The sequence below is a fragment of the Sphingomonas sp. GW821-FHT04B01 genome (assembly GCF_059420425.1).
In genome coordinates this window covers 112554-133355 of the sequence record NZ_JBWKTR010000001.1, presented here as the reverse complement: position 1 = coordinate 133355, position 20802 = coordinate 112554, and the positions used below count along the sequence as shown (strand labels likewise).

Here is a 20802-nt window from a genome sequence, read left to right as displayed (position 1 = left end):
AGGGGGTGAAGGGTGCCGGTGCGACGATAGAAATGGTGGAGGTGGGTAAAGGTGGGGTACGGTTTTGTCCGCCTCATGGCTCCCGCCCCATCCTCCCCCTCCGTGACGCTTTCGGCGCGCCACCTCCCCCTTGCGGGGGAGGACTTCCTATTCCTCCCCCGCAAGGGGGAGGTGGCAGCGCGTCAGCGCTGACGGAGGGGGAGGAAAGGGCGGGAGCCCCACGATTGCGCGCGCCACCGAGTTGCCACCCTGTCCGTTTCCGCCTCACCTGTATAAAGCCCCCGCGCATGACCCATGGAATGGACATCGACCGGCGCTGGCTGACCGAGGCGGTGCGGCGGATCGAGGCGGATTACAATCGCTCGGCGGATACCCATCTGATCCGCCTCGAACTGCCGCGCTTTCCCGGCATCACGCTGTATCTCAAGGACGAAAGCTCGCATCCGACGGGCAGTCTCAAGCATCGGCTGGCGCGCTCGCTGTTCCTCTACGCTTTGTGCAACGCGTGGATCGGGCCGCACACCACGGTGATCGAGGCGTCGTCGGGGTCGACCGCGGTCTCGGAAGCCTATTTCGCGCGGATGCTCGGGCTGCGCTTCATCGCGGTGGTGCCGGCGCAGACCGCCGCGCCCAAGCTCGACGCGATCCGCTTCTACGGCGGTGAGATCCATGCGGTCGACGATCCGCGCAGCGTCTATGCCGCCGCGCAGCGGCTCGCGGCGGAGACCGGCGGCCATTATATGGACCAGTTCACCTATGCCGAGCGCGCGACCGACTGGCGCGGCAACAACAATATCGCCGAGAGCATCTTTGCGCAGATGGCGGAGGAGGAATATCCGGTGCCGCGCTGGGTGGTGTGCGGTGCCGGCACCGGCGGCACCTCGGCCACCATCGGCCGCTTCATCCGCTATCAGCGCCATGCGACCCGGTTATGCGTCGCCGATCCGGTGCATTCGGTGTTCCACCGCCATTTCGACGATCCGGGCGTCGTCGCGCTACCCGATGGCTGCGCGTCGAGCGTCGAGGGGATCGGTCGGCCGCGGCTCGAGCCGAGCTTCATCCCCTCGGTGATCGACCGGATGATCGCGGTCGAGGATGCCGCCAGCCTCGGCGCGATGCGTGCGCTGTCGGAAACGCTCGGGCGATCGGTCGGCGGCTCGACCGGGACCAATCTCCACGCCTGTGCGCAGCTTGTCGCCGAGATGGCCGCGGCTGGCGAGCAGGGCAGCATCGTCACCCTGCTCTGCGACGGCGGCGACCGTTACGCCTGCACCTATTACGACGACGCCTGGTGCGCGACGCACGGCGTCGCCTGGAACGACGCGGCGGCGGCGATGCGCGGCTTCCTCGGCGCGGGCTGACGACGCGGCGGCAGCACCGGCGGCGCGAGCATCAGCCGATGCCCGAGCCGGTCGTAGAAGCGGCAGACGTCGATGATCTCGGTACGACCGGGCGCGAGCCGCGTCCCCAGCGGGTAACGGCGTAGTTCGTCGCCCACGTCGGCGCGCCAGCCGGCGGTCATCATGCTGCCGCCAGCGACGTCGGGGCGGCGCACGACGCCGTTGCAGTGGATGAGGCAGGCGCTGGAACGGCCGAGCGCGAGCAGCCGCGCCCGGTCGGCACCGGAAGCCAGCGGATGGACGCCATAGTCGCGCAATTTGTTGGCGGTATTGCGCTGTTCCTCGCGCACGACATGGCCCGCCGACGCACCGAGTTCATCGAGCAGGCCATGAAGGAACCGGTCGAGCTCGCGCAGGCAATTGGCGACGAAGCGCGCGCGGGTGCGCGCATGCGGGCCCTGCGGCCAGCCGTCGGCGATCACCGGACGCTCGGCGAGCGCGGCGAGGAAGGTCGCGCCGCGGGTCAAGGTGTCGTGCGCCGCCGCTGCCCCCCGCAGCGGCGTGACGCGAGTGTGGATCACGCCTCGCTATGGACCGGATCGGACTCGGCATCCTCGGATGCGGCAAGGGTGCTGGCGGCGCGGGTAGCGGCGGCGCGCTGGTCGCGCATCGCCTCGGTCCGCTCGGCGCGCGCGGCCATCGCTTCCCACGAACGCGCGGCGCGCTCGCAGCGGTCGCGGACGTTGTCCAGATTGGCCTCGGACGCGTTGCTGCGCTCCTGATCGGCCTGCTTGCGGAAGAATGTGGCGTCGCTGGACATCGGGCACCTCGTCAGCGGTAGGAAGAGAGGCAGGGAAGGGCGAACGGCGCGGTCGGCACCGGCGCGTCACGTCGATATGCGACTATACGGACACCATAGATGGGCGCGAACCGCGCGATAAGCAAGTGACGCCGCCGTCGCGGTCCGATCGGACCGCGACGGCGATGCGTCTTCCCCATTAGGGGGAGCGGCAGGTCGAAGAACGCCGACCTGCCGCAGACACTCAGCGCAGGCGGCGGCGGGTGGCCGCCGTCGCGCCGAACCCGGCCGCACCGGCGCCGACCAGCAGCGCGAGCACGATGATGAACGAGGTACCGGCAGCGGCACCGGCGGCGGTGTCGGTCGCCGACTTGGCGGTCGCCACGGCCTTGTCCTTCGTCTTTACGAAGTCCGCCTTGGCGCGCGTCACCTGGGCCTGCGCCTCGGGACGGCTGATCTTGCGCTGCGCGGCGACGATGTCGACGACGCGGGCTTCGGCCTGTGCGCCGCCGGTGCCGCCACGGGCCATCGCGGGCAGCTGCTTGGCGATTTCCTTCTGCGCCTGTTCCGGCGTCATCTGCGCCGGATCGGCGGGGGCGGCGGACAGATAGGCGGCGGCCTCCTGACGCACGTCGCCCTCGTCGACGCCGGCGACCTCCGCGGCGCGCGGCGCGACCGCACCGACGCTCGAACCGGCGGCGCCGGCGACCGCACCGACGGTGCGGAACGCGCCGCCGATGATCCCGCCGACCGCCGAGGTCAGCAGGTACAGCGTCAGGATCAGCGTCACGCCCCACACCACCATGCCGTGGACGAGCGCATCGAAGCGATCGGTCGCGCCGCCGACGCGCGCCGCGGCATAGCCGCCCGCACCGAGCGCGACGATCGTGGTGATCAGCCAATAGATGCCGGCACCGATGCCGAAGCCGGCGGCGCCGGGCGTCGTCCCCTCGACCGGATCGACCATCGTCAGCCCGATCCCGGTGCCGAGGATGCCGAGCACCAGCTGGATCGCCACGCCGGCGAAGATCGCGCCCCAGGACAGCCGCTTCGGCCCATGCAGGATCGCATTCTCTTCTGCCGGCGTCATGCCGGTCGTCGTTATCGTCGCCATAGTCACTCCTGTTGTCGTCTGTCGTTATCGGTCGTCGGATGGGCGGCCGGCCGGGCCGGTCGCGTCCGCTTTCCGTTCTGCGCGCCCCTTGCGCACCTCGGCGTCGTCGCCGAGCAACTTGCCGATCGTCTCCCGCGCGGCGCCCTTGGCCGCGCGCGTCGCCGGATCGGCAGGTATCTTGTTGGTCATGCGGCACCTCGCTGCGCCGTGCCGCGCGCGATCGACCGCAGCGCGATCGCACCGTCGTCGAAACCGCGCGCGCGCGCCCAGGCGGCCGCCGCGGTCCGGCGGTTGACGCCGATCTTGGCGTAGATCCGCGCGACATGGTTGCGCACGGTGTTGCCCGAGACGTCGAGCGCCCGCGCGATGCTCTTGTCGTCGAGCCCGCGGCAGATCAGCGCCAGCACCTCGCGCTCGCGAGCGGTGAGCGCATCGAGCCCGGGGCCGTCGGCATCCGGCTGCGGCGCACGCAGCCGCGCCAGCTTGTCCATGATCGAGCGGCTGAACCAGCTCGTGTCCTTCATCACCGCCTCGATCGCCTCGACCAGTTCGAGTTCGGTCGCCTTGCGCTGGGTGATGTCCTGGAACGCCCATAGCAGGCAGCTGGCGTCGCCGATGGTGATCGTCTCGGTCGAGACGACGCAGTCGACCGCGCCGCCGTCGCGCACCGCGATGCGCGCCTCGTGGCTGCGCAGGTCGCCGCCATCCGCGATCGCCGCCTCGACGTCGCCGCGCACCGTATCGTCCGCCCACAAACCGAGGTCGGCGAGCGAGCGGCCGACGATCGCATCGGCGGCATAGCCGGTCAGCGCGGTGAAGCTGGCGTTGACCTCGCACAGCACATGGCCGTCGCGCGCGCCGATCGCCATCGGCACCGGCGCCAGCTGGAAGGTGCGGGTGAATCGCTCCTCGCTGTGGCGCAGCGCCGATTCCGCCTGCCGCCGCGGTTCGAGGTCGGCGAAGGTGAACAGCATGCAGGGCCGTTCGTCGAAGTCGATCGGTTGCCCCGCGACGATGACCAATTTGGTGCCGCCGTCGGGCAGCACCAGCTCGGCCTCCATCTGCGGGATCGTCCGTCCCTCGGCGAGTCGCTGCTTGGCGAGATCGCGCTGGTCGGCGCCGTGCAGCACGTCGATGTCGTAAACGGTCTTCCCCAGCACCGCGTCGCGATCCTGCCCGGTCATCTCCAGAAAGCCCTGGTTGACCTTGACGAAGCGCAGGTCGGCGAGGCGGCAGATCACCGCCGGCGCCGGATTGGCGTTGAACGACTGTTCGAACCGGTCCTCCGCCTCGTAGCGCGCGGTGACGTCCTGGACGATCAGCACGACGCAGGTCGGCACGTCCTCGTCGGCATCGTTGAGCACCAGGCTGCGCACCTGATGCACCCAGCGCGGGTCTTCCTCGCCGGCGACGGTCACCTCGACCACCACTTCCGAGAAGGAATCGCCGGCCGCCACCCGCTCGATCGGATAATCGTCCGCCGCGAGCCGGTGGTTAATGCGATAGCGCAGCTGGAAACGCGCGCGATAATCGTCGACCGTCGCGCCGAGCTGATCGAGCCGTTCGACGCCGTGCATCGCCAGCGCGGCATCGTTCGCCCAGAGCAGGCTCTGGTCGGGATCGATCAGAATCACGCCTTCGTCGAGACCGGCGATGATCTGGCGCAGGTGGCGCAGATCATTGGTCTCGCGCAGGCTCTTGGGCGACGTGGACATCGACGCGCGCCGGCGATCAGTCGCGCTGGCCGTGGATCAGCCAGGCGAGCGCATAGCCGCCCGCGGCCGCGGCGACGGCGGCCCACAGCACCGGCTGCTCGTCCAGGCTGCGCGCGACGACCCGCTTGCCGTGGCGCGCCGCCTCGGCGGCACGATCGGCGGCGTCGGTCACCGCGTCGCGGCCCTTGGCGGCGAGATGCGGCGCGGCATCGACCGCGTCCTCGGCGACCGACTGGGCGCGGCCGTAGAGGTTCTCGGCCGCACCGGCGACCTGATCGACGATCCCGTCGACCTGCCAGTCGCGGCTGTCGACCGCATCGCCGACGGCCGTCTCGACCTTGCCGCCGACGTAGCGGGCGCCGCCATGCCATTCGTGCGTGTTCATCTCGGTCTCCATGAAGAGCAATGCCCGACCCGCGCGGAAGGCGGACGGCCCACCGCGATCCGCTGCCCAGGGGCATCGGACCGGCCGAACGGATCAGGGCGAGTTGGGGAAGTCTCGCGAACGGTCGCGGGTGTCCGACCGTTCTGGACATACAAACCTACGTTAGCTCAGTTGGTTCCTGGTAGCTTTGTGGGGGGGTTGCTGATCGTCTTATACCCCCGATCGGGCCGCATCCAGGCGGCCAACCGACGCCGGCGCAGGTGGCGCCACCCGGCAGATATTTCGCATCGCAACATAAATGCGGTCGATCTGTCATGCATCCGAAACGAACGCATCGCACCGCGCAGCCATGTTTCGTTACGAAACGGGGGGCTCCGTCATGTCATTCACCACTTCCGCCATTGCGGCGCGGCTGCTCGCCGCGACCGCCGTCTGCTCCACCTTGATCGCGACGCCGGCGTTCGCCGCGGACGATCCCAAGAGCGTCGTTACCGCCGAAAAGACCCCGGAGGACGCGCCCGACCAGCTCACCGATATCGTCGTCACCGCTGAGAAGCGGCCGCAGAGCGCGCAGAAGACGCCGATCTCGATCAGCGTGCTGAGCGGCGACGATCTCGCCAACCGCCATGTCGTGTCGCTCGCCGATCTCGGCGACGGGTCGATCCCGTCGCTCAAGGTCGCGCCCTTCTACTCACGCAATTCGGCGCTGATCGTCAACATCCGCGGCGTCGGCGTGCTCAGCGACAGCAACCAGCCGGCACGCGACCAGGGCGTCGGCGTCTATATCGACGGCGTATATCTCGGCCGCGCGCAGGGGCTCGGCACGGCGCTGTTCGACATCGAGAATATTGAGGTGCTCAAGGGGCCGCAGGGCACGTTGTTCGGCCGCAACACCGAAGGCGGCGCGGTCAATATCGTCACCAAGCGGCCGAGCGGCGAATACCATCTCAACACGATCGCCGGCATCGGCAATTACGGCGCCTATAAGGGCGAAGTGCATCTCGACCTGCCCGCGATCCAGGATATCGCAGTCAAGATCGACGCGGTCGTCAGCCACCGCGGCCCGCTGGTGCGCAATCCGCTCACCGGTGCCGACGGCTTCAACGCCTATGACAAGCGTGGCCTGCATTACGAATTGCTGTGGAAGCCGACCGCGGATTTCAGCGCCGATTATTCGTTCGACACCTCCTACGACGCCTCGACCCCGCTTTATCTGCAATTGCTCGCGCCCGGCACCTACAAGCAGGCGCCGCTCGGCACCGTGCAGCCGCAGCGCGCGCGCGACGCCAACGTCGGCGTTCCGCAGCAGCCCAGCGTCGGCAAGGTCCGCGGCAACCAGCTGACGCTCGCCTATCACCCGGCGTCCGCGCTCACCGTCAAGTCGATCACCGCCTATCGCGCGATGACCCAGACCCAATATGACAACGGTTCGGCGGCCAACTCCCTGTCGGCGCCGACCACCACTTTCGTCAGCAAGGATTTCGCCGGCAACACCATCCCGCTGCCGTTCGCGCGCTACAGTCTCGCCGATTTCCGCCAGAACCAGTTCAGCCAGGAGGTGCAGCTGATCGGCGACGTGGCGGAGGTGCAGTTCGTCGCCGGCGCGCTTTATTATCAGGAGCATGTCGAGGACAATGCCCGCGCCTTCTACACCAACCAATGCACCACCGCGGCCTGCACCGCCTATACGATCCTGCCGCCCAACTTCCGCACCGACGTGGCGAACTATGCGGCGCTGCCGCTCGATTACACCGCGCAGCGGATCGACCGCGCCAGCTATGTGAAGACCAGCAGCGTCGGCGCCTTCGGCCAGGCGACCTGGACGCCCGCCGCGCTCGACGATCGCCTCCACCTGACCGGTGGCCTGCGCTGGAGCCGCGACGCCAAGCAGGGCACGCTGCTGACGGTCAACGGCAAGCTGCCGGTCGACCGTCGCGGCGTGTCGCGCGAACTGCCGCTCGACGCGCGCTGGTCGCGGGTCGATCCGATGGTCAATCTCGCCGTCGACGCCACCCGCGACGTGCATCTCTACGGCAAATGGAGCACCGGCTATAAATCTGGCGGCGCCAATTCGCGCTCGCAGGAATATGACGCGTTCAATCCGGAAACGGTCTCGGTGTTCGAGGTCGGCGCCAAGACCGAATTCTTCGATCGCCACGCCCGCTTCAACATCGCGGCCTATGCCGGCACGTACAAAGACATCCAGATCGACTTCCAGCGCCCCTATGTCGACGGCAAGAACGGCGCGACGACGCGGACGACGATTTCGACCCTCAACGCGCCCGGCACCGGCGGCATCCACGGCGTCGAGGCCGAGCTGACGGTGATGCCGGTGCGCGGAGTGACGCTCCACGGCTCCTACGCGCATACCTATGTCCACATCCCGCCGGCGGTGAATCCCTATCCCAATGCCAAGGGCGATCTGAGCACGCTCGCCGTACCGATCTACCAGACCTACACGCCGAGCGACTCGGCCAGCGCCGCCGCCGATTTCGAGGTGCCGCTGACCGGTGCGACGCTGCGTGCGCATATCGACGGCAATTACGATTCGGGCTTCTACGCCAGTTCCAACGACCCGGTGTATGTCGGCGCGAACAATCCGGGCAACGTCTACCAGCCGAAGGGCGATGCCGCGTTCATCGTCAACACGTCGCTGGCGCTCGCCGATATCGCGATGGGGCAGGGCGACGCGAAGGTGACGCTGTCGGTCTGGGCACGCAATCTTTTCGACGAACAGCACGTCTTCTACAAGACCTTGTCCGTCACCACCGGCCTGCAGGGCTTCTACAACGAGCCGCGTACGCTGGGCGGCCAGGTGCAGGTGACCTTCTGATGCGCATCATCCCCTCCGCCGTGGCGCTGGCGCTGCTCGCCTCGCTGCCGGGCAGCGCCGTCGTCGCCCGGTCGCAGCCCATCGCGACCGCAACCGCGTCCGCGCACCAACGGCTGCTGCCGTTGCAGGGCGGACGCAACTTCCGCGATCTCGGCGGCTATGCCACCGGTGATGGCCGGCACGTCAAATGGGGGCTGTTGTACCGCTCCGGTTCGATGCACGGGCTTACCGCGGCCGATTATGCCGAATTGCAGCGGCGCGGCCTCCGCGTCGTCTGCGACCTGCGCGACACGCGCGAGCGTGCCGCCGAACCGGTCGATTGGCCCGCGCAGGGCGCGCCGCGGGTGCTGAGCGACGACTATCTACTCGACACCCGCGACTTTCTGCCCGCCGGTGCGATGAAGGACTGGACCGCCACCGCCGCGCAAACGGCGATGACCGCGAGCTATCCCAAAATGCTCGTCCAGTTCCGCGGTCAGTATCGCCGGATGTTCGCCGAGCTGCTCGCCGGCCATGCCCCGCTCGCGTTCAACTGCTCGGCGGGCAAGGATCGTACCGGCATCGCCGCCGCCTTGCTGCTCACCGCGCTCGGCGTGCCGCGCGCGACGGTGATCGACGATTATCTGCTGACCAACCGCTACCTCGATGCCGCCAAGCTCCTCGCCAGCCCGGCGCAGGCCGACACACCCTGGGCGCATCTGCCGCCCGGCGTCACCGCGGCGTTGTCAGCGACGGACCGGCGCTATATCGAGGCGGCGCTGGCGGTGCTCGACCGTCATCCCGACAGCGCAACCGGCTGGTTGCGCGACGAAATGGGATTGTCGGCGGCGGATATCGCCCGGCTGCGCACCGCCTATCTGGATTGACCGGGGCGCCAAGGGCGTAAGGAACCGCAGACGCAGGCCAGTTGCTGCCCGTCACCTATACGGGGCAGGCGGCGCGCGCCGGGCGGCGGGCGGCGAGCAGCAGCACGAGCGCCGCAGCCGCCATCGCCGCGCCGGCGAGCGACACCGCGGGCAGGCCGAGCCCTGCGCCGATCACGCCGCCGCCGAGCGCCGCGCCGATCGCATTGCCGAGGTTGAACGCCCCGATGTTCATCGCCGAGGCAAGGTTAGGCGCGTCCGCGGCGGCCTGCATCACGCGCATCTGCAACGGCGGCACGATCGCGAAGCTCGCCACGCCCCAGATCAGGATCGCGACGGCGGCGGGAAGCGGCCAGTGCATCAGCCCGGCGAAGGCGACGAGCGTGAGCGTCAGCACCGCGAGCATGATCGTCAGTGCCCGTTCCACCGAGTGATCGGCGAGCCGCCCGCCGAGCGTATTGCCGATCGTCGCGCCAATCCCGAACAGCATCAGCATCGCGGTGACATAGCCGGTCGAGCTGTGTGTCACGTCGTGGAGGATGGGCGCGATATAGGTGAAGACGGTGAAGACGCCGCTGAAGCCGATCGTGGTCAGCGCCAATGCCAGCAATACCGGACCGCGCGCCAGCACGCGCAATTCGGCACGCATGTCGTTCTCTGCCGGAGCAGGCAGCGAGGGGAGCGCGAGCCGCAGCGAGATCATCACGACGACACCGACCCCGGCGATCCCCGCGAAGGCGGCGCGCCAGCCGAGCATCTCCCCCGCCCAAGTGGCGAGCGGAACACCGCCGATCGTCGCGATCGTCAGGCCGGAGAACATCGCTGCGACCGCCCCGGCGCGGCGCTCGGGGGGAACGAGGCTCGCCGCGACGACCGAGCCGACGCCGAAAAAGGCGCCATGGTTGAACGAGGTGACGACGCGCGCCACCATGAGCAGCCAATAGCCGCTGGCGAGCGCCGACAATAGGCTACCGAGCGTGAAGATGCCCATCAGCGCGATCAGCAGCGTCCGCCGGTTTACCCGCCCGGTGGTCAGTGTCATCAGCGGCGCACCGATCAAGACGCCCAATGCATAGGCGCTGACCAGCAACCCCGCGGCGGGGATCGTGACGCCGAGATCGTCCGCGATCATCGGCAGCATACCCATCGGCGCGAATTCGGTGACGCCGATACCGAATGCACCCAAAGCGAGCGCAAGGAGAGAGGGGTGAAGCTTCATGGATCGTGTCCCGGTCAAACGAGCGGCGGGTTGAGGCGGGCGAATCCTTCCTGCTGGCGATAGGGGGTGTGCGGATAGGGCGGCAGCACGTCGCTCGCCGCATCGAGCGCGGCGATCTGCGCAGGGGTCAGCGCCCAGCCGACCGCACCCAGATTGTCGCGCAACTGCGCCTCGTTGCGCGCGCCGATGATGACGGAGGACACGGTCGGGCGCTGCAACAGCCAGTTGATCGCGACCTGCGGCACGCTGCGCCCGGTCTCGGCGGCGACCGCCTCCAGCGCGTCGACGACGCGGTAGAGATGCTCGGGCTCGACCGGCGGCGCGAAGTGCTCGGTGTCGTGCAGGCGGCTGCCCGCGGGGATCGGGCGGTCGCGGCCGATCCTGCCGGTGAGGCGGCCCCAGCCGAGCGGGCTCCAGACGAGCGCGCCGACGCCCTGGTCGCGGCCGAGCGGCATCAGATCGGCCTCATAGGCGCGGCCGATCAGCGAATAATAGACCTGATGCGCGACCAGCCGCGGCCAGCCGTGGCGATCGGCGATTGCCTGCGCCTTCATCAGCTGCCAGCCCGGATAATTGGAGACGCCGGCATAGCGCACCTTGCCCGCCGCGATCAGCGCGTCGAGCGTCGCCATCAGCTCCTCGGTCGGCGTCGAGGCGTCATAAGCGTGGAGCTGGAGCAGATCGATGCGATCGGTGCCGAGCCGCCGCAGCGACGCCTCGACCGCGCGGATCAGCCGCGCGCGCGACACGCCCCAGTCCTGCGGCCCGTCGCCCATTGGCAAGCCGGTCTTGGTCGAGAGCAGCACCGCGTCGCGACGGCCCTCGATCGCCGCGCCGAGCACCTCCTCCGACGCACCGTCCGAATAGACGTCGGCGGTGTCGAACAAGGTGACGCCGGCGTCGAGGCAGATGTCGATCAGCCGCCGCGCCTCGGCCGTGTCGGTCTGGCCCCAGGCCGAGAAGAGCGGACCCGTGCCGCCGAAGGTGCCGGTGCCGAGCGCCAGCACCGGCACGCGCAATCCCGATCCACCCAATTGCCGGTATTCCATCATCAACCCTTTCGCGGTTCGGCGTCGCGTGCATAGATGCGGGGCGGATCGTCAGGGCGGAACCACCCGATCAGGCGAAGGATCTGTGCAATGGAAGCAAAGATAGCAGGCAACGGCGATCGCGCACGCTCGCTCGCCCTCTTCGTCGCGGTCATCGACGGCGGCAGTTTCTCCGCCGCCGCCAGGGGCTTGGACCTGACCCCGTCGGCGGTGGCGCGGGCGATCGACCGGATCGAGGCGCGGCTCGGCGTCCGGTTGCTGCTGCGCTCCACCCGCGGGCTCGCGCTAACCGCGGAGGGGCAGGCCTATCTGCTCGCCGCCCGGCGCATCCTCGCCGACCTCGACGATGCCGAACAGCAGATCGCCGATCAGGGCAGCCCGCGTGGCCGGTTGCGGGTAAGCGCGGCGCTCGCCCACGGCCGGCTGTGCGTCGTGCCGCTGCTCGGCGATTTCGCGGCCGCCTATCCGCATATCCTCGTCGATATCGCACTGACCGATACGCTGATCGATGTCGCGGGCGGGCAGGCGGATGTCGCGATCCGCTTCGGCCCGCTCGCCGACAGCGCGCTCACCGCGCGCAAACTGGGCGAGAGCGGCCGGGTGATCGTCGCCTCGCCCGACTATCTCGCGCGCCACGGCACGCCGACGGTGCCGGAGGATCTGCACGCGCACAATTGCCTCAACTTCAGCTTCCGCCGCGCCGAGCCGACCTGGCCGTTCCGTCGCGATGGCCGGGATATCTCGCTCTGCGTCGAAGGCGGCATCGTCGCCAACAACGGCGAGACGCTGGGGCAGCTCGCCACCGCCGGCGTCGGCGTCACCCGCGTCGGCCGGTTCAGCGTCGCCGCCGAGATCGCCGATGGCCGCCTCGTGCCGCTGCTGGAAGCGTATAATCCCGGTGACGTCGAGCTGATCCACGCGGTGTTCGTCGGCGGCGCGCATCTGCCCGCGCGGGTACGGGTGTTCGTCGACTTCCTCGCCGCGCGGCTCGCCTCGCCCGCGTAACCGCCGCTCCGGGGTGGTTTGGCGCTAAGTCGATGAATTAATTATACCAAATCTGACGCCAATCGATGCATCGCAACGCCATCCGTGCGTTGTTGGCGGATGGACGACCCAGCAACGATCGCCGATCTGCGTCAGCGCCTCGCCCGCGCCGAGGCGGCGCTCGCCGAAAGCGAGGCCCGCTTGGCCGCCACGCTCGATAGCGTGCCCGTCGGCGTCGCGATGCTCGACACGGCGGGCCGGATCCTCGTTTCCAACGCGCAATATCAGCGGTTCTGCCCGACCGGGACGATGCCGTCCAACGATCCGGAGCGGCTCTGGCGCTGGCGCGGCTGGGATAAGAATCGCCGTCCGCTCGACCCCACGGATTTCCCCGGTGCCCGCGCGGCGCGCGGCGAAAGCGTCGTTCCCGGTCAGGAATTGCTGTACACCAGCGACGATGGCGAGGACATCTGGGTCCGGGTGGCGACGACGCCGCTGCGCGATGCCGAGGGCCGGATCGTCGGGCAGGCGAGCGTGGTCAGCGATATCGACACGCTCAAACGGACGTCCGAAACGTTGCGCGACGCCGAGCGGCGGCAGACGTTCCTGCTCACCCTCAGCGACGCGATCCAGTCGATCGACGACGCCGCCGGCATCCGCGACCGGGTCACCGCGATGGTCGCGACGTGGCTGGCGGTCGACCGCTGCCGCTGGACCGACGCCAGCGACGAGAAAGGCATCGGGCGCGACCCCGGGGATGCGGCGGCGCTGCACGCCGGCCGGACGGTCGTCGCGCCCGATGGCGGCGGGGGGCGTGCGCGGATCGTCGTGCCGGTGATGCGCCGCGGCCGGCTGGTCGCGACGCTCGGCGTCGAGGACGACCACGCCCGGACGTGGCAGCCGGCCGAGCTGGCGGTCCTGCACGACGTAGCGGAACGCGCCTGGGTGGCGATCGACCACGCCCGTACCGCCGCCAGCTTCCGCCAGCGCGACGCCGAGTTCCGCGAGGTGCAGGCGCGCGCGCAGCAATTGATCGACGGTATCGCGACGACGATCTGGGAAACGCCGCCTGACGGCGCGATCGTCACCGACAGTCCGAGCTGGCGCGCCTATACCGGGCAGAGCTACGCCGACTATCGCGGCTTCGGCTGGCTCGACGTGCTGCATCCCGACGATCGCGCCGCCACGATGCAAGTCTGGCTGGAGGCGCTGCGCCGGTGCGAGCCGATCGACCTCGAATATCGACTGCGCGGGCGCGACGGCGCCTATCGCTGGATGAACGCGCGGGCGATCCCGCTGCGCGATGCGACCGGCGCGGTGCAGAAGTGGCTCGGCATGAACATCGACATCGACGTCCGCAAGCATCTGGAAGAAGCGGTCTTCGATAACGAACGCCGCATGCGTGTGCTGGTCGAGGGCGTGCCGCAATTGTTGTGGCGGGCGCGGCTGGCGGGCGACTGGTTCTGGGCGAGCCCGCAATGGTCGGCGGTCACCGGGCGGCCGGAGCACGAGGGCCATGGCAGCGGCTGGCTCGACTTCGTCCATCCCGACGACGTCGCCGCGGTCACCGATGCCTGGGCGCTGGCGCAGGACAGCGGCGGGTTCGACGTCGAGCATCGCCTGCGTCATCAGGACGGTGCGTACCGCTGGTTCAGCACCCGCGCGCTGCCGATCCGCGACGGGTGCGGGCGGATCGTCGAATGGCTCGGCACCTCCAACGACATCGACGCGCTGCGTCAGGCGCAGGACCGGCAGGAGGTGATGGTCGCCGAGCTGCAGCATCGCACCCGCAACATCATCGCCATCGTCCAGTCGGTCGCCGAGAAGACGCTCGAGGGAGCGGGCTCGCTGGAGGCGTTCGAACAGCGTTTCAACGACCGGCTGCATGCGCTCGCGCGGGTGCAGAGCCTGTTGTCGCACGCCGCCGCCGGCCAGCGGGTGACGTTCGGCGACCTGCTCGATTCGGAACTGGCCGCGCTCGGCGCCTTCCATCGCGAAGGCGTCGCCGGGTCGCTGGTCCTCGACGGTCCGCACGACGTGCCGCTCCGGTCGGGGGCGGTGCAGAGCCTCGCATTGGCACTGCACGAACTCGCCACCAACGCGGTCAAATATGGCGCGCTGAAGGGACGCGACGGCAAGCTCAGCGTGCTGTGGGACGTCGAGCGCGCCGACGACGGGATCCTGTGGCTGAACGTCGACTGGCGCGAAAGCGGCGTGACGCTGCCGCCGGTCACCGCGAGGGCGCGATCGGGCGGCTACGGCCGGCAGTTGATCGAACGCGCCTTGCCCTATCAATTGGGGGCGAAAACGAGCTATGCCTTCACCGATGATGGCGTCCACTGCCGCATCGCGGTGGCGATGGTGTCGGATCGGGCGGGTGGGGAGTTTGGATGATGGCTGAGACGCTGCTGCAAAACCGCCGGGTGCTGGTCGTCGAGGACGAATATATGGTCGCCGATGCGATGGAGCGGAAGCTGCGCCGCGCCGGCGCGGTGGTGCTCGGCCCGGTTCCCTCGGTCGCACAGGCGCTGGACCTGCTCGCGCTGGAAGGGGATATCGACGGCGCGGTGCTCGACATCAATCTCGGCGACCAGAAGGTCTATCCGGTCGTCGATCTGCTGCTGGCGCGCGGCACGCCCTGCGTCTTCGCCACCGGCAACGATCGCGCCGACGTGCCGCCGGCCTATGCGCATCTGATCCGGTGCGAGAAGCCGATCGACGGTGCCTGCCTCGTCTCGGCGCTGGCCGGCGGTGCGCGGCCCGCGCCGGTCGCCGACGTCCGGCCGGCGGCGTTGCGGCAGATGCGCTACCAGTTGCTCGACCACGTCGAGCGCGCCTCCGACCTCGGCCATACGTTGCTCGCGGCGAAATTGTGCGAGGCGCTCGACGCCCTCGATTCGCTCGACGTGGCATCGGAGGCCTGAGTCGATGGCGGCGCGGGATGCGGACGGCGTGGCGACGACCGGCTATGGCGACCGGCTGAGCGAGGCGGCGCGCGCGATCCTCGTCAACCGGCGGTCGCGACTCGATCTGCTGCCCGCCGAATTGTTCGGCGAATGGCCGTGGGAGGTGCTGCTCGTCTTGTTCGTCGCCGATGCCGAGGGGCGGCGGCTGACCGGGCGGACGATCACCGCCGAGCTTGCCTGCACGCCGCTGACCATGGCGCGCTGGATGCAGCATCTGGCGCGCACCGGGCTGGTCGTCGGCGACACCAGCGACGATCCCGACGCGCCGCTCACCCTGTCGCCGGCGGGGATCACCGCGCTCGAAGCCTATCTCGATACCACCTTGCAGACCGCGCACCTGCTCGGCGTGTGACCGCGGTCGCGGTCAGCGGGCGAAGCGCCAATAGTCTATGTCGAGCAGCGAGCCGGGGCTCCTGCCGCGGAACACCAGATACAGATCGTGGACCCCGCGCGCGCCGGCGACATCGGTGGTCCGCTGCTGCCATCGTCCGGCCGCGCCGGTCATCCCGACCGGCAGCGTGCCGAGCAGCGGACCGTCGACGGCGTCGGCATGCAGCTCGATCCGGGCCTCCGGCGTGCCCCCGGCGACCGCGGCGGTGAAGCGTTTCGCCCCCGGCATGCCAAAATCGACCCCGGCGACCTTGATGTAGCTGCGATCCGTCGCACGGGTGACGTAGACGCGCGCCGCGTCCTGCGCGGTGGTGACGCCCGGCGCCCAGTCATAAGCGCGATCGATCGGGCGCTTGATCCGCCCGGTCCAGGCGATCGTCTCCGCCTCGACGCGCGCATAGGGATCGAGCGTGCCGATCTGTGGCGCGCGCGTCCGGTCCCACCAGCCGAGGTTCGGGATCGTCCCGTCCGGATTGTAGGTGAATTTGGCGACCGCGACCGAGCGCCGCTCGTGATGGATCGGGGTGAGCGCGAAGTTCAGTTCGTAATGGACGCCGAAAACGTAGGAGCCGCCCTTATAGTCGATGATGCCGGGATGGTTGCCGGTCGAGCGCGCATCGTGGCGCATGATCTCGCCCTTGTAGACCCACGGGCCGGTCGGCCGGTCGCTCATCGCATAGCCGATCCCCTCGGAACAGCAGGTCGAGGCGAACGCCATGTAATAGCGGCCGTTGCGCCCGTAGAACCACGGCCCCTCCTGATAATCCCTGATCCGCGGCAGCTTGGTGATCGGCCCGCTATAGGACACCATGTCCTCGTTGAGCTTGACGTACCACAAATCGGGGTTGCCCCAGTAGAGATAGGCCTGGCCGTCGCGGTCGATCCACACCGTCGGATCGAAATAGCCTTCGCCGGGTGCGATCAGCGGCTTGCCGAGCGCGTCGCGGAACGGCCCCGCCGGCGTGTCGGCGACCGCCACCGCGATGACGTTGCGCGGTGAGCCGGCGACGGTGATCGGCGCATAGAGATAGAATTTGCCGCCGCGCGCGATCACCTGCGGCGCCCAGGCGTCGTTGGTCTGCGATGCCCAGGGAAAGGTTTTGAGCGAGGCGACGATGCCGCGGTCGGTCCAGTTCGCCATGTCGGTGGAACTGTAGAGTCGCCAGTCGAGCATCTTGAAGCCGTCGGCGTCGTCCTCGTCATGGCTGGTGTAGAGATAGACGACGCCGTCGTGGACCAGCGGCGCGGGATCGGCGGTGAAGCGGGTCTGCACGATCGGCCGTTCGACGCCGGCATCGGGCGCGGCGGCGCCCAGCAGCGCGAGCGGGGCGATGATGCGGAGCAGGGCGGCGGTCGTCGTCATGGCGCGGGTCCTCTCGCTGGCGCCGCTTCGCCGCGGCTCGTCGTGGTATCGGCTTAGCGCAAGGCGGCCGGGTCGCAACCGGCCGATGGTCGCGGTTGCGGAACATCGCCGCGCGCCCATCTTGGCAGGATGGAAGATGATCTCATTCGCCTTGGCCTGCTCGACGACGAGGACATCATCCTCGATCAGGCGGCGCTCGCGCTCGCCCTGCTCGACCACGAGGCGGGCGACGACGAACCCGGCCGCGCGCTGATCGACGCGATCGCCGACCGGCTCGACGAAGTGGCGCCGGGCGCGACCGGTGCGCGCGCGCAGGCCGAGCGGCTCGCACAGGTGTTCGGCGCCGAATTCGGCTTCGTCGGCGATGCCGCGACCTATGACGATCCCGCCAACGCCGACCTCATCCGGGTGATCGCGCGGCGCCGCGGCCTGCCGGTCAGCCTGTCGATCCTCTACGTGGCGGCGGCGCGGCGGCTCGGCTGGACCGCGCATGTCCTCGACGTGCCCGGTCATGTGCTGGTGCTGATCGGCGACGACGTCGCGCCGGTGATGATCGACCCGTTCCGCGGCGGCCGTCCGGTCGGCGCCGAGGAACTGGCGACGATGGTGCAGGCGATGACGCCGGGGCAGACCCCCGCGGTCAGCCACGTCGCCGCGATGCCCAATCGCGCGGTGCTGGTGCGGCTGCTGCTCAACCAGGCGACGCGTGCCGAGGCTGGGGGGCACGGACGGCGCGCGCTGACGCTCTACCAGCGGATGACGGCGATGGCGCCCGCCTATGGCCATGGCTGGTGGGAGCGGGCGCGGCTCGAACTGGTCGACGGCGATGTCGCGGCGGCGCGGCGCAGCCTCACCGCGATGCTGGAGATCACCCGCGAACCGGGTCTGCGCGCGCGTATCTCCGGCCTGCTCTCCTCGCTGGCCGCGGCCGCCTGAAGCCGGGTCGGCATTCTCAATTCTGGAGTTAAGCCCTTCCTCTGGCGGGGCACGGCAGTTGAATATAACCGATTGGGGTGGTGCGACGGTACTCATATCCCCCATCATGCCGGACCTGATCCGGCATCCCGCTTCTTCGCGCCGTTCCGAAGAAGCGGGACCCCGGCGCAAGGCCGGGGTGACGGAGGGAGTTTGAAGCTCGTGCTAATTCCTCAAACGCTTATGTAGGATAGCCCCGCCCTGCTGGGGGGGCTATCTCCTATGGCCGCGGTGGCGAGGCTCAGTCGGCTTGCTCTTCATATCCGTCACCCCGGACTTGTTCCGGGGTCCACCCTGCGGCGGGAGGAACGGCCTGAGAAGGCACCATTTTCTTGCGGCCTGGTGGACCCCGGAACGAGTCCGGGGTGACGGAATGGGGTTGGAAGGCGGCGGGCTCAAATGAACCTTCATATCTGATAGCCCCGCCCCAGTGGGGGGACTCACGAAACTATCGATGTCGATCCGCCCTGAGACGGGAAAGGGGCCTCGCGACCTCGTCCGCCGCGGCATAGTCGACGCTTGCGTTTTCCGGGATGATGTAACATCGCGCGATCCGGAAGGAGCCTTATTCTGTCCGGACCCATGTCAGGCCGCGCCGACGATGCCCCGGCGCGCGCATCACGCATCCGATCGATCGACGCGCTGCGTGGGCTGGTGATCCTGCTGATGCTGGTCGATCACAGCCGCGAATTCTTCTTCCTGCACGCGCAGGTCGCCGATCCCATGGATCTGCGCACGACCGCGCCGGCGCTGGTCGCGACCCGGCTCGCCGCGCATCTGTGCGCACCGGTCTTCGTCGCGCTGACCGGACTTGCCGCCTGGCTCTATGCCGCACCGCGCGGCGGCCGGGCGGCGGCATCCGCCTTCCTCGCCAAGCGCGGGCTGTTCCTGGTCGCGCTCGAATGGACCGTCGTCAATTTCGCCTGGACCTTCGACGTCACCCCGGCGACCGTCTTCCTGCAGGTGATCTGGGCGATCGGCCTGTCGATGATCGCGCTCGCGGCGCTCGTCCATCTGCCGCGTGCGGCGCTGGTCGCGGTCGGCCTCGTCATCCTGCTCGGCCACAATCTGCTCGATCCGGTCACCATCGCGCCGGGCCAGCCGGGGCATGACCTGTGGGCGATCCTGCACGATCGCGGCTTCATCGATCTGCCGTGGGGCGGGCGGGCACGAACCTCCTATCCGGTGCTGCCGTGGATCGGGGTGATCGCGCTCGGCTATGCGATCGGGCCGTGGTTCGCGCGCGACGTCGCGCCGGCGTGGCGGCGGCGGCGCCTGCTGACGACGGGGCTGGCGATGCTGACCGGCTTCGTCGCGCTGCGGCTGGTCAACGGCTATGGCGAGCCGGTGCCGTGGCAGGCGGGCGACGACGCGCTCGTCACCGCGCTGGGCTTCCTCAATCTGACCAAATATCCGCCGTCGGCCGACTTCCTGCTGCTCACGCTCGGCCTCGGCGCGGGGCTGCTCGCCGGGCTGGAGGCGCTGCCGCGGCGGCCGGCCGCGATCTTGGCGGTCTTCGGGGGTGCGCCGTTGTTCTTCTACCTGCTGCACCTCTACCTGCTCCACGCCGGCAACCGCGTCGTCGCGGCCGCGATCGGGAAGGACGGTCTGGTCAGCGTGCCCGCGGTCGGCTGGCTGTGGTTGATCGCCGCCGCGGTCGCCGTGCCCTGCTGGTTCGCCTGCCGCCGCTTCGCCGCGGCGAAGCGGGAGAGCGACGCCTGGTGGCTGCGCTACCTTTGACCGCTCAGCGCAGCGGCCCGTTCGCCACCGGCGGGTCGAACACCGGCGTGCCGTCGCCGCGATAGGTGATCGGCTGGATGCGGGTGTGGCGGTTGGGGTCGAACAAGGGATCGCCCTTGATCGCCGCATAGTCGCGCGCATGGAACACCAGCATGTCGCGGCCCTGCTCGTCGACGGTGAAGCTGTTGTGCCCCGGCCCGTAGACGTTGTGCTCGGGCGACGAGGTCATCACCGGCACCGGGCTCTTGCTCCACGCCTTAGCGTCCATCAGATCGGCGTCGGCGCGGGCGGTCAACATGCCGAGGCAATAGCGCGCGTCGGTGGCGCTCGCCGAATAGGTCATGAACAGCCGCCCGTGCCGCGCCAGCACCGCCGGTGCCTCATTGACCTTGTAGCCGCGCGTTTCCCAGTCGAGGTCCGGCACCGACAGGCGCACCGGCTTCGCCGCCAGCGTCAGCGGCGTGGCAAGCGGCGCCAAATAGAGGTTGGAATTGGTCGCGATCCCCGGCTCCTGCTGCGCCCATACCAGATAGCGCGTGCCGCGATGGACGAAGCTGGTCGAATCGAGATTGAACGTATCCCACGGCGTCTCGAGCTGGCCGAGCACCGACCAGCTGCCGGTTATCGGATCGACGCCGTCGCAGACGATCGCATAGGTGCGGATATGGAAGACGTCGGCGCCGCCGCCGCTCGGTCCGGCGGCGAAATACATGATCCACGTCCCGCCGATCCGATGCAGTTCGGGCGCCCACAGGAAGCCGGAGAGCGCCCCGCTCGCCTGATGCCGCCACAGCACCTTTTCGCTCGCCGTCGACAGGCCCGCCAGCGTGCGCGACCGGCGCAGCACCAGCCGGTCGTATTCGGGTACCGAGCCAGTCATGTAATACCAGCCGTCGCTGTGCCGGAAGACCTGCGCATCGGCACGCTGGCGGACGAGCGGGTTGACGATCGGCACCGCCGCCGTCTTCGCCAGCGCCGGCGCGGCGACCGCCAGTGCGGCACCGGAGAGGAACAGGCGGCGGGACGGTTCGGTCATCGGTGACGCTCCTGACGGCGGACGGCCCTGA

Annotated in this window: 18 protein-coding genes and 1 pseudogene; 9 read left to right on the top strand and 10 right to left on the bottom strand. The window is 69.2% G+C overall.

What is annotated here, in order from left to right; translation table 11 throughout:
- Positions 1–287 precede the first annotated feature (287 nt).
- Complete coding sequence (locus AC07UH_RS00695) at positions 288–1361, top strand: PLP-dependent cysteine synthase family protein (protein ID WP_495179684.1); 1074 nt, start codon at positions 288–290, stop codon at positions 1359–1361.
- Here AC07UH_RS00695 and AC07UH_RS00690 read toward each other — a convergent pair.
- From AC07UH_RS00690 to AC07UH_RS00665, 6 genes are all read right to left on the bottom strand, one after another.
- Entirely contained in the window at positions 1277–1921 is a 645-nt protein-coding gene (locus AC07UH_RS00690; protein WP_038664805.1) for a hypothetical protein, read from the bottom strand. The two genes, AC07UH_RS00695 and AC07UH_RS00690, sit on opposite strands and share 85 nt — an antisense overlap.
- Positions 1918–2160 carry a hypothetical protein gene (locus tag AC07UH_RS00685; RefSeq protein ID WP_038664807.1) on the bottom strand — a complete coding sequence of 81 codons (243 nt, stop codon included), beginning with the start codon at positions 2158–2160 and terminating at the stop codon, positions 1918–1920. The genes AC07UH_RS00690 and AC07UH_RS00685 overlap by 4 nt, the downstream gene beginning before the upstream one ends.
- Positions 2161–2383: 223 nt before the next feature.
- Complete coding sequence (locus AC07UH_RS00680; RefSeq protein ID WP_495179685.1) at positions 2384–3253, bottom strand: hypothetical protein; 870 nt, start codon at positions 3251–3253, stop codon at positions 2384–2386.
- A gap of 24 nt (positions 3254–3277) precedes the next feature.
- Positions 3278–3442, bottom strand: coding sequence for a hypothetical protein (locus AC07UH_RS00675; protein ID WP_495179686.1), 165 nt, complete (start codon positions 3440–3442; stop codon positions 3278–3280).
- Positions 3439–4968, bottom strand: a complete 1530-nt coding sequence (locus AC07UH_RS00670) for a PAS domain S-box protein (protein WP_495179687.1) — start codon at positions 4966–4968, stop codon at positions 3439–3441. The genes AC07UH_RS00675 and AC07UH_RS00670 overlap by 4 nt, the downstream gene beginning before the upstream one ends.
- A gap of 16 nt (positions 4969–4984) precedes the next feature.
- Complete coding sequence (locus AC07UH_RS00665; protein WP_495179688.1) at positions 4985–5353, bottom strand: CsbD family protein; 369 nt, start codon at positions 5351–5353, stop codon at positions 4985–4987.
- A gap of 379 nt (positions 5354–5732) precedes the next feature.
- Between AC07UH_RS00665 and AC07UH_RS00660 the strand changes: the two genes are divergently transcribed.
- Together AC07UH_RS00660 and AC07UH_RS00655 are read left to right on the top strand one after the other, a co-directional pair.
- Positions 5733–8186, top strand: coding sequence for a TonB-dependent receptor (locus AC07UH_RS00660; protein ID WP_495179689.1), 2454 nt, complete (start codon positions 5733–5735; stop codon positions 8184–8186).
- Entirely contained in the window at positions 8186–9052 is an 867-nt protein-coding gene (locus AC07UH_RS00655) for a tyrosine-protein phosphatase (protein WP_495179690.1), read from the top strand. Before AC07UH_RS00660 ends, AC07UH_RS00655 begins: the two co-directional genes overlap by 1 nt.
- Positions 9053–9107: 55 nt before the next feature.
- Here the strand turns inward: AC07UH_RS00655 and AC07UH_RS00650 are convergent, their stop codons facing one another.
- Together AC07UH_RS00650 and AC07UH_RS00645 are read right to left on the bottom strand one after the other, a co-directional pair.
- Complete coding sequence (locus tag AC07UH_RS00650) at positions 9108–10268, bottom strand: MFS transporter (RefSeq protein WP_495179691.1); 1161 nt, start codon at positions 10266–10268, stop codon at positions 9108–9110.
- A gap of 14 nt (positions 10269–10282) precedes the next feature.
- Entirely contained in the window at positions 10283–11317 is a 1035-nt protein-coding gene (locus tag AC07UH_RS00645; protein ID WP_495179810.1) for an aldo/keto reductase, read from the bottom strand.
- Between the two features lie 90 nt (positions 11318–11407).
- Between AC07UH_RS00645 and AC07UH_RS00640 the strand changes: the two genes are divergently transcribed.
- The 4 genes from AC07UH_RS00640 to AC07UH_RS00625 all read left to right on the top strand — a co-directional run bounded on the left by AC07UH_RS00640 (position 11408) and on the right by AC07UH_RS00625 (position 15619).
- Positions 11408–12322 carry a LysR family transcriptional regulator gene (locus tag AC07UH_RS00640; protein ID WP_495179692.1) on the top strand — a complete coding sequence of 305 codons (915 nt, stop codon included), beginning with the start codon at positions 11408–11410 and terminating at the stop codon, positions 12320–12322.
- A gap of 99 nt (positions 12323–12421) precedes the next feature.
- On the top strand, positions 12422–14695 hold the full coding sequence (locus AC07UH_RS00635; protein WP_495179693.1) for a PAS domain-containing sensor histidine kinase: 2274 nt from the start codon (positions 12422–12424) through the stop codon (positions 14693–14695).
- Entirely contained in the window at positions 14695–15225 is a 531-nt protein-coding gene (locus AC07UH_RS00630) for a response regulator (RefSeq protein WP_137898218.1), read from the top strand. The genes AC07UH_RS00635 and AC07UH_RS00630 overlap by 1 nt, the downstream gene beginning before the upstream one ends.
- Before the next feature lie 4 nt (positions 15226–15229).
- A complete protein-coding gene (locus AC07UH_RS00625) occupies positions 15230–15619 on the top strand; it encodes a hypothetical protein (protein WP_495179694.1) in 390 nt (129 codons plus the stop codon).
- A gap of 12 nt (positions 15620–15631) precedes the next feature.
- Here AC07UH_RS00625 and AC07UH_RS00620 read toward each other — a convergent pair whose 3' ends face one another.
- A complete protein-coding gene (locus tag AC07UH_RS00620) occupies positions 15632–17020 on the bottom strand; it encodes a glycoside hydrolase family 43 protein (protein WP_495179695.1) in 1389 nt (462 codons plus the stop codon).
- A gap of 129 nt (positions 17021–17149) precedes the next feature.
- On the opposite strand from AC07UH_RS00620, the gene AC07UH_RS00615 reads away from it, so the two are divergent.
- Positions 17150–17956: a transglutaminase family protein gene (locus tag AC07UH_RS00615; protein WP_495179696.1), complete on the top strand. Its 807-nt coding sequence runs from the start codon at positions 17150–17152 to the stop codon at positions 17954–17956.
- A 621-nt stretch (positions 17957–18577) separates the two neighbouring features.
- On the top strand, positions 18578–19735 hold the full coding sequence (locus tag AC07UH_RS00610; protein ID WP_495179697.1) for an acetyltransferase domain-containing protein: 1158 nt from the start codon (positions 18578–18580) through the stop codon (positions 19733–19735).
- Between the two features lie 10 nt (positions 19736–19745).
- Here AC07UH_RS00610 and AC07UH_RS00605 read toward each other — a convergent pair.
- Positions 19746–20771 (bottom strand): annotated as a pseudogene (locus tag AC07UH_RS00605) (glycoside hydrolase family 43 protein); the annotation flags it as partial.
- Positions 20772–20802 lie beyond the last annotated feature (31 nt).

Bases quoted from the DNA above. Each gene is read 5' to 3' on its own strand.
- AC07UH_RS00695 (WP_495179684.1), top strand. From the start codon at position 288: ATGACCCATGGAATGGACATCGACCGGCGCTGGCTGACCGAGGCGGTG.
- AC07UH_RS00685 (WP_038664807.1), bottom strand. From the start codon at position 2,160: ATGTCCAGCGACGCCACATTCTTCCGCAAGCAGGCCGATCAGGAGCGC.
- AC07UH_RS00680 (WP_495179685.1), bottom strand. From the start codon at position 3,253: ATGGCGACGATAACGACGACCGGCATGACGCCGGCAGAAGAGAATGCG.
- AC07UH_RS00675 (WP_495179686.1), bottom strand. From the start codon at position 3,442: ATGACCAACAAGATACCTGCCGATCCGGCGACGCGCGCGGCCAAGGGC.
- AC07UH_RS00670 (WP_495179687.1), bottom strand. From the start codon at position 4,968: ATGTCCACGTCGCCCAAGAGCCTGCGCGAGACCAATGATCTGCGCCAC.
- AC07UH_RS00665 (WP_495179688.1), bottom strand. From the start codon at position 5,353: ATGAACACGCACGAATGGCATGGCGGCGCCCGCTACGTCGGCGGCAAG.
- AC07UH_RS00660 (WP_495179689.1), top strand. From the start codon at position 5,733: ATGTCATTCACCACTTCCGCCATTGCGGCGCGGCTGCTCGCCGCGACC.
- AC07UH_RS00655 (WP_495179690.1), top strand. From the start codon at position 8,186: ATGCGCATCATCCCCTCCGCCGTGGCGCTGGCGCTGCTCGCCTCGCTG.
- AC07UH_RS00650 (WP_495179691.1), bottom strand. From the start codon at position 10,268: ATGAAGCTTCACCCCTCTCTCCTTGCGCTCGCTTTGGGTGCATTCGGT.
- AC07UH_RS00645 (WP_495179810.1), bottom strand. From the start codon at position 11,317: ATGGAATACCGGCAATTGGGTGGATCGGGATTGCGCGTGCCGGTGCTG.
- AC07UH_RS00640 (WP_495179692.1), top strand. From the start codon at position 11,408: ATGGAAGCAAAGATAGCAGGCAACGGCGATCGCGCACGCTCGCTCGCC.
- AC07UH_RS00635 (WP_495179693.1), top strand. From the start codon at position 12,422: ATGGACGACCCAGCAACGATCGCCGATCTGCGTCAGCGCCTCGCCCGC.
- AC07UH_RS00630 (WP_137898218.1), top strand. From the start codon at position 14,695: ATGGCTGAGACGCTGCTGCAAAACCGCCGGGTGCTGGTCGTCGAGGAC.
- AC07UH_RS00625 (WP_495179694.1), top strand. From the start codon at position 15,230: ATGGCGGCGCGGGATGCGGACGGCGTGGCGACGACCGGCTATGGCGAC.
- AC07UH_RS00620 (WP_495179695.1), bottom strand. From the start codon at position 17,020: ATGACGACGACCGCCGCCCTGCTCCGCATCATCGCCCCGCTCGCGCTG.
- AC07UH_RS00615 (WP_495179696.1), top strand. From the start codon at position 17,150: ATGGAAGATGATCTCATTCGCCTTGGCCTGCTCGACGACGAGGACATC.
- AC07UH_RS00610 (WP_495179697.1), top strand. From the start codon at position 18,578: ATGTCAGGCCGCGCCGACGATGCCCCGGCGCGCGCATCACGCATCCGA.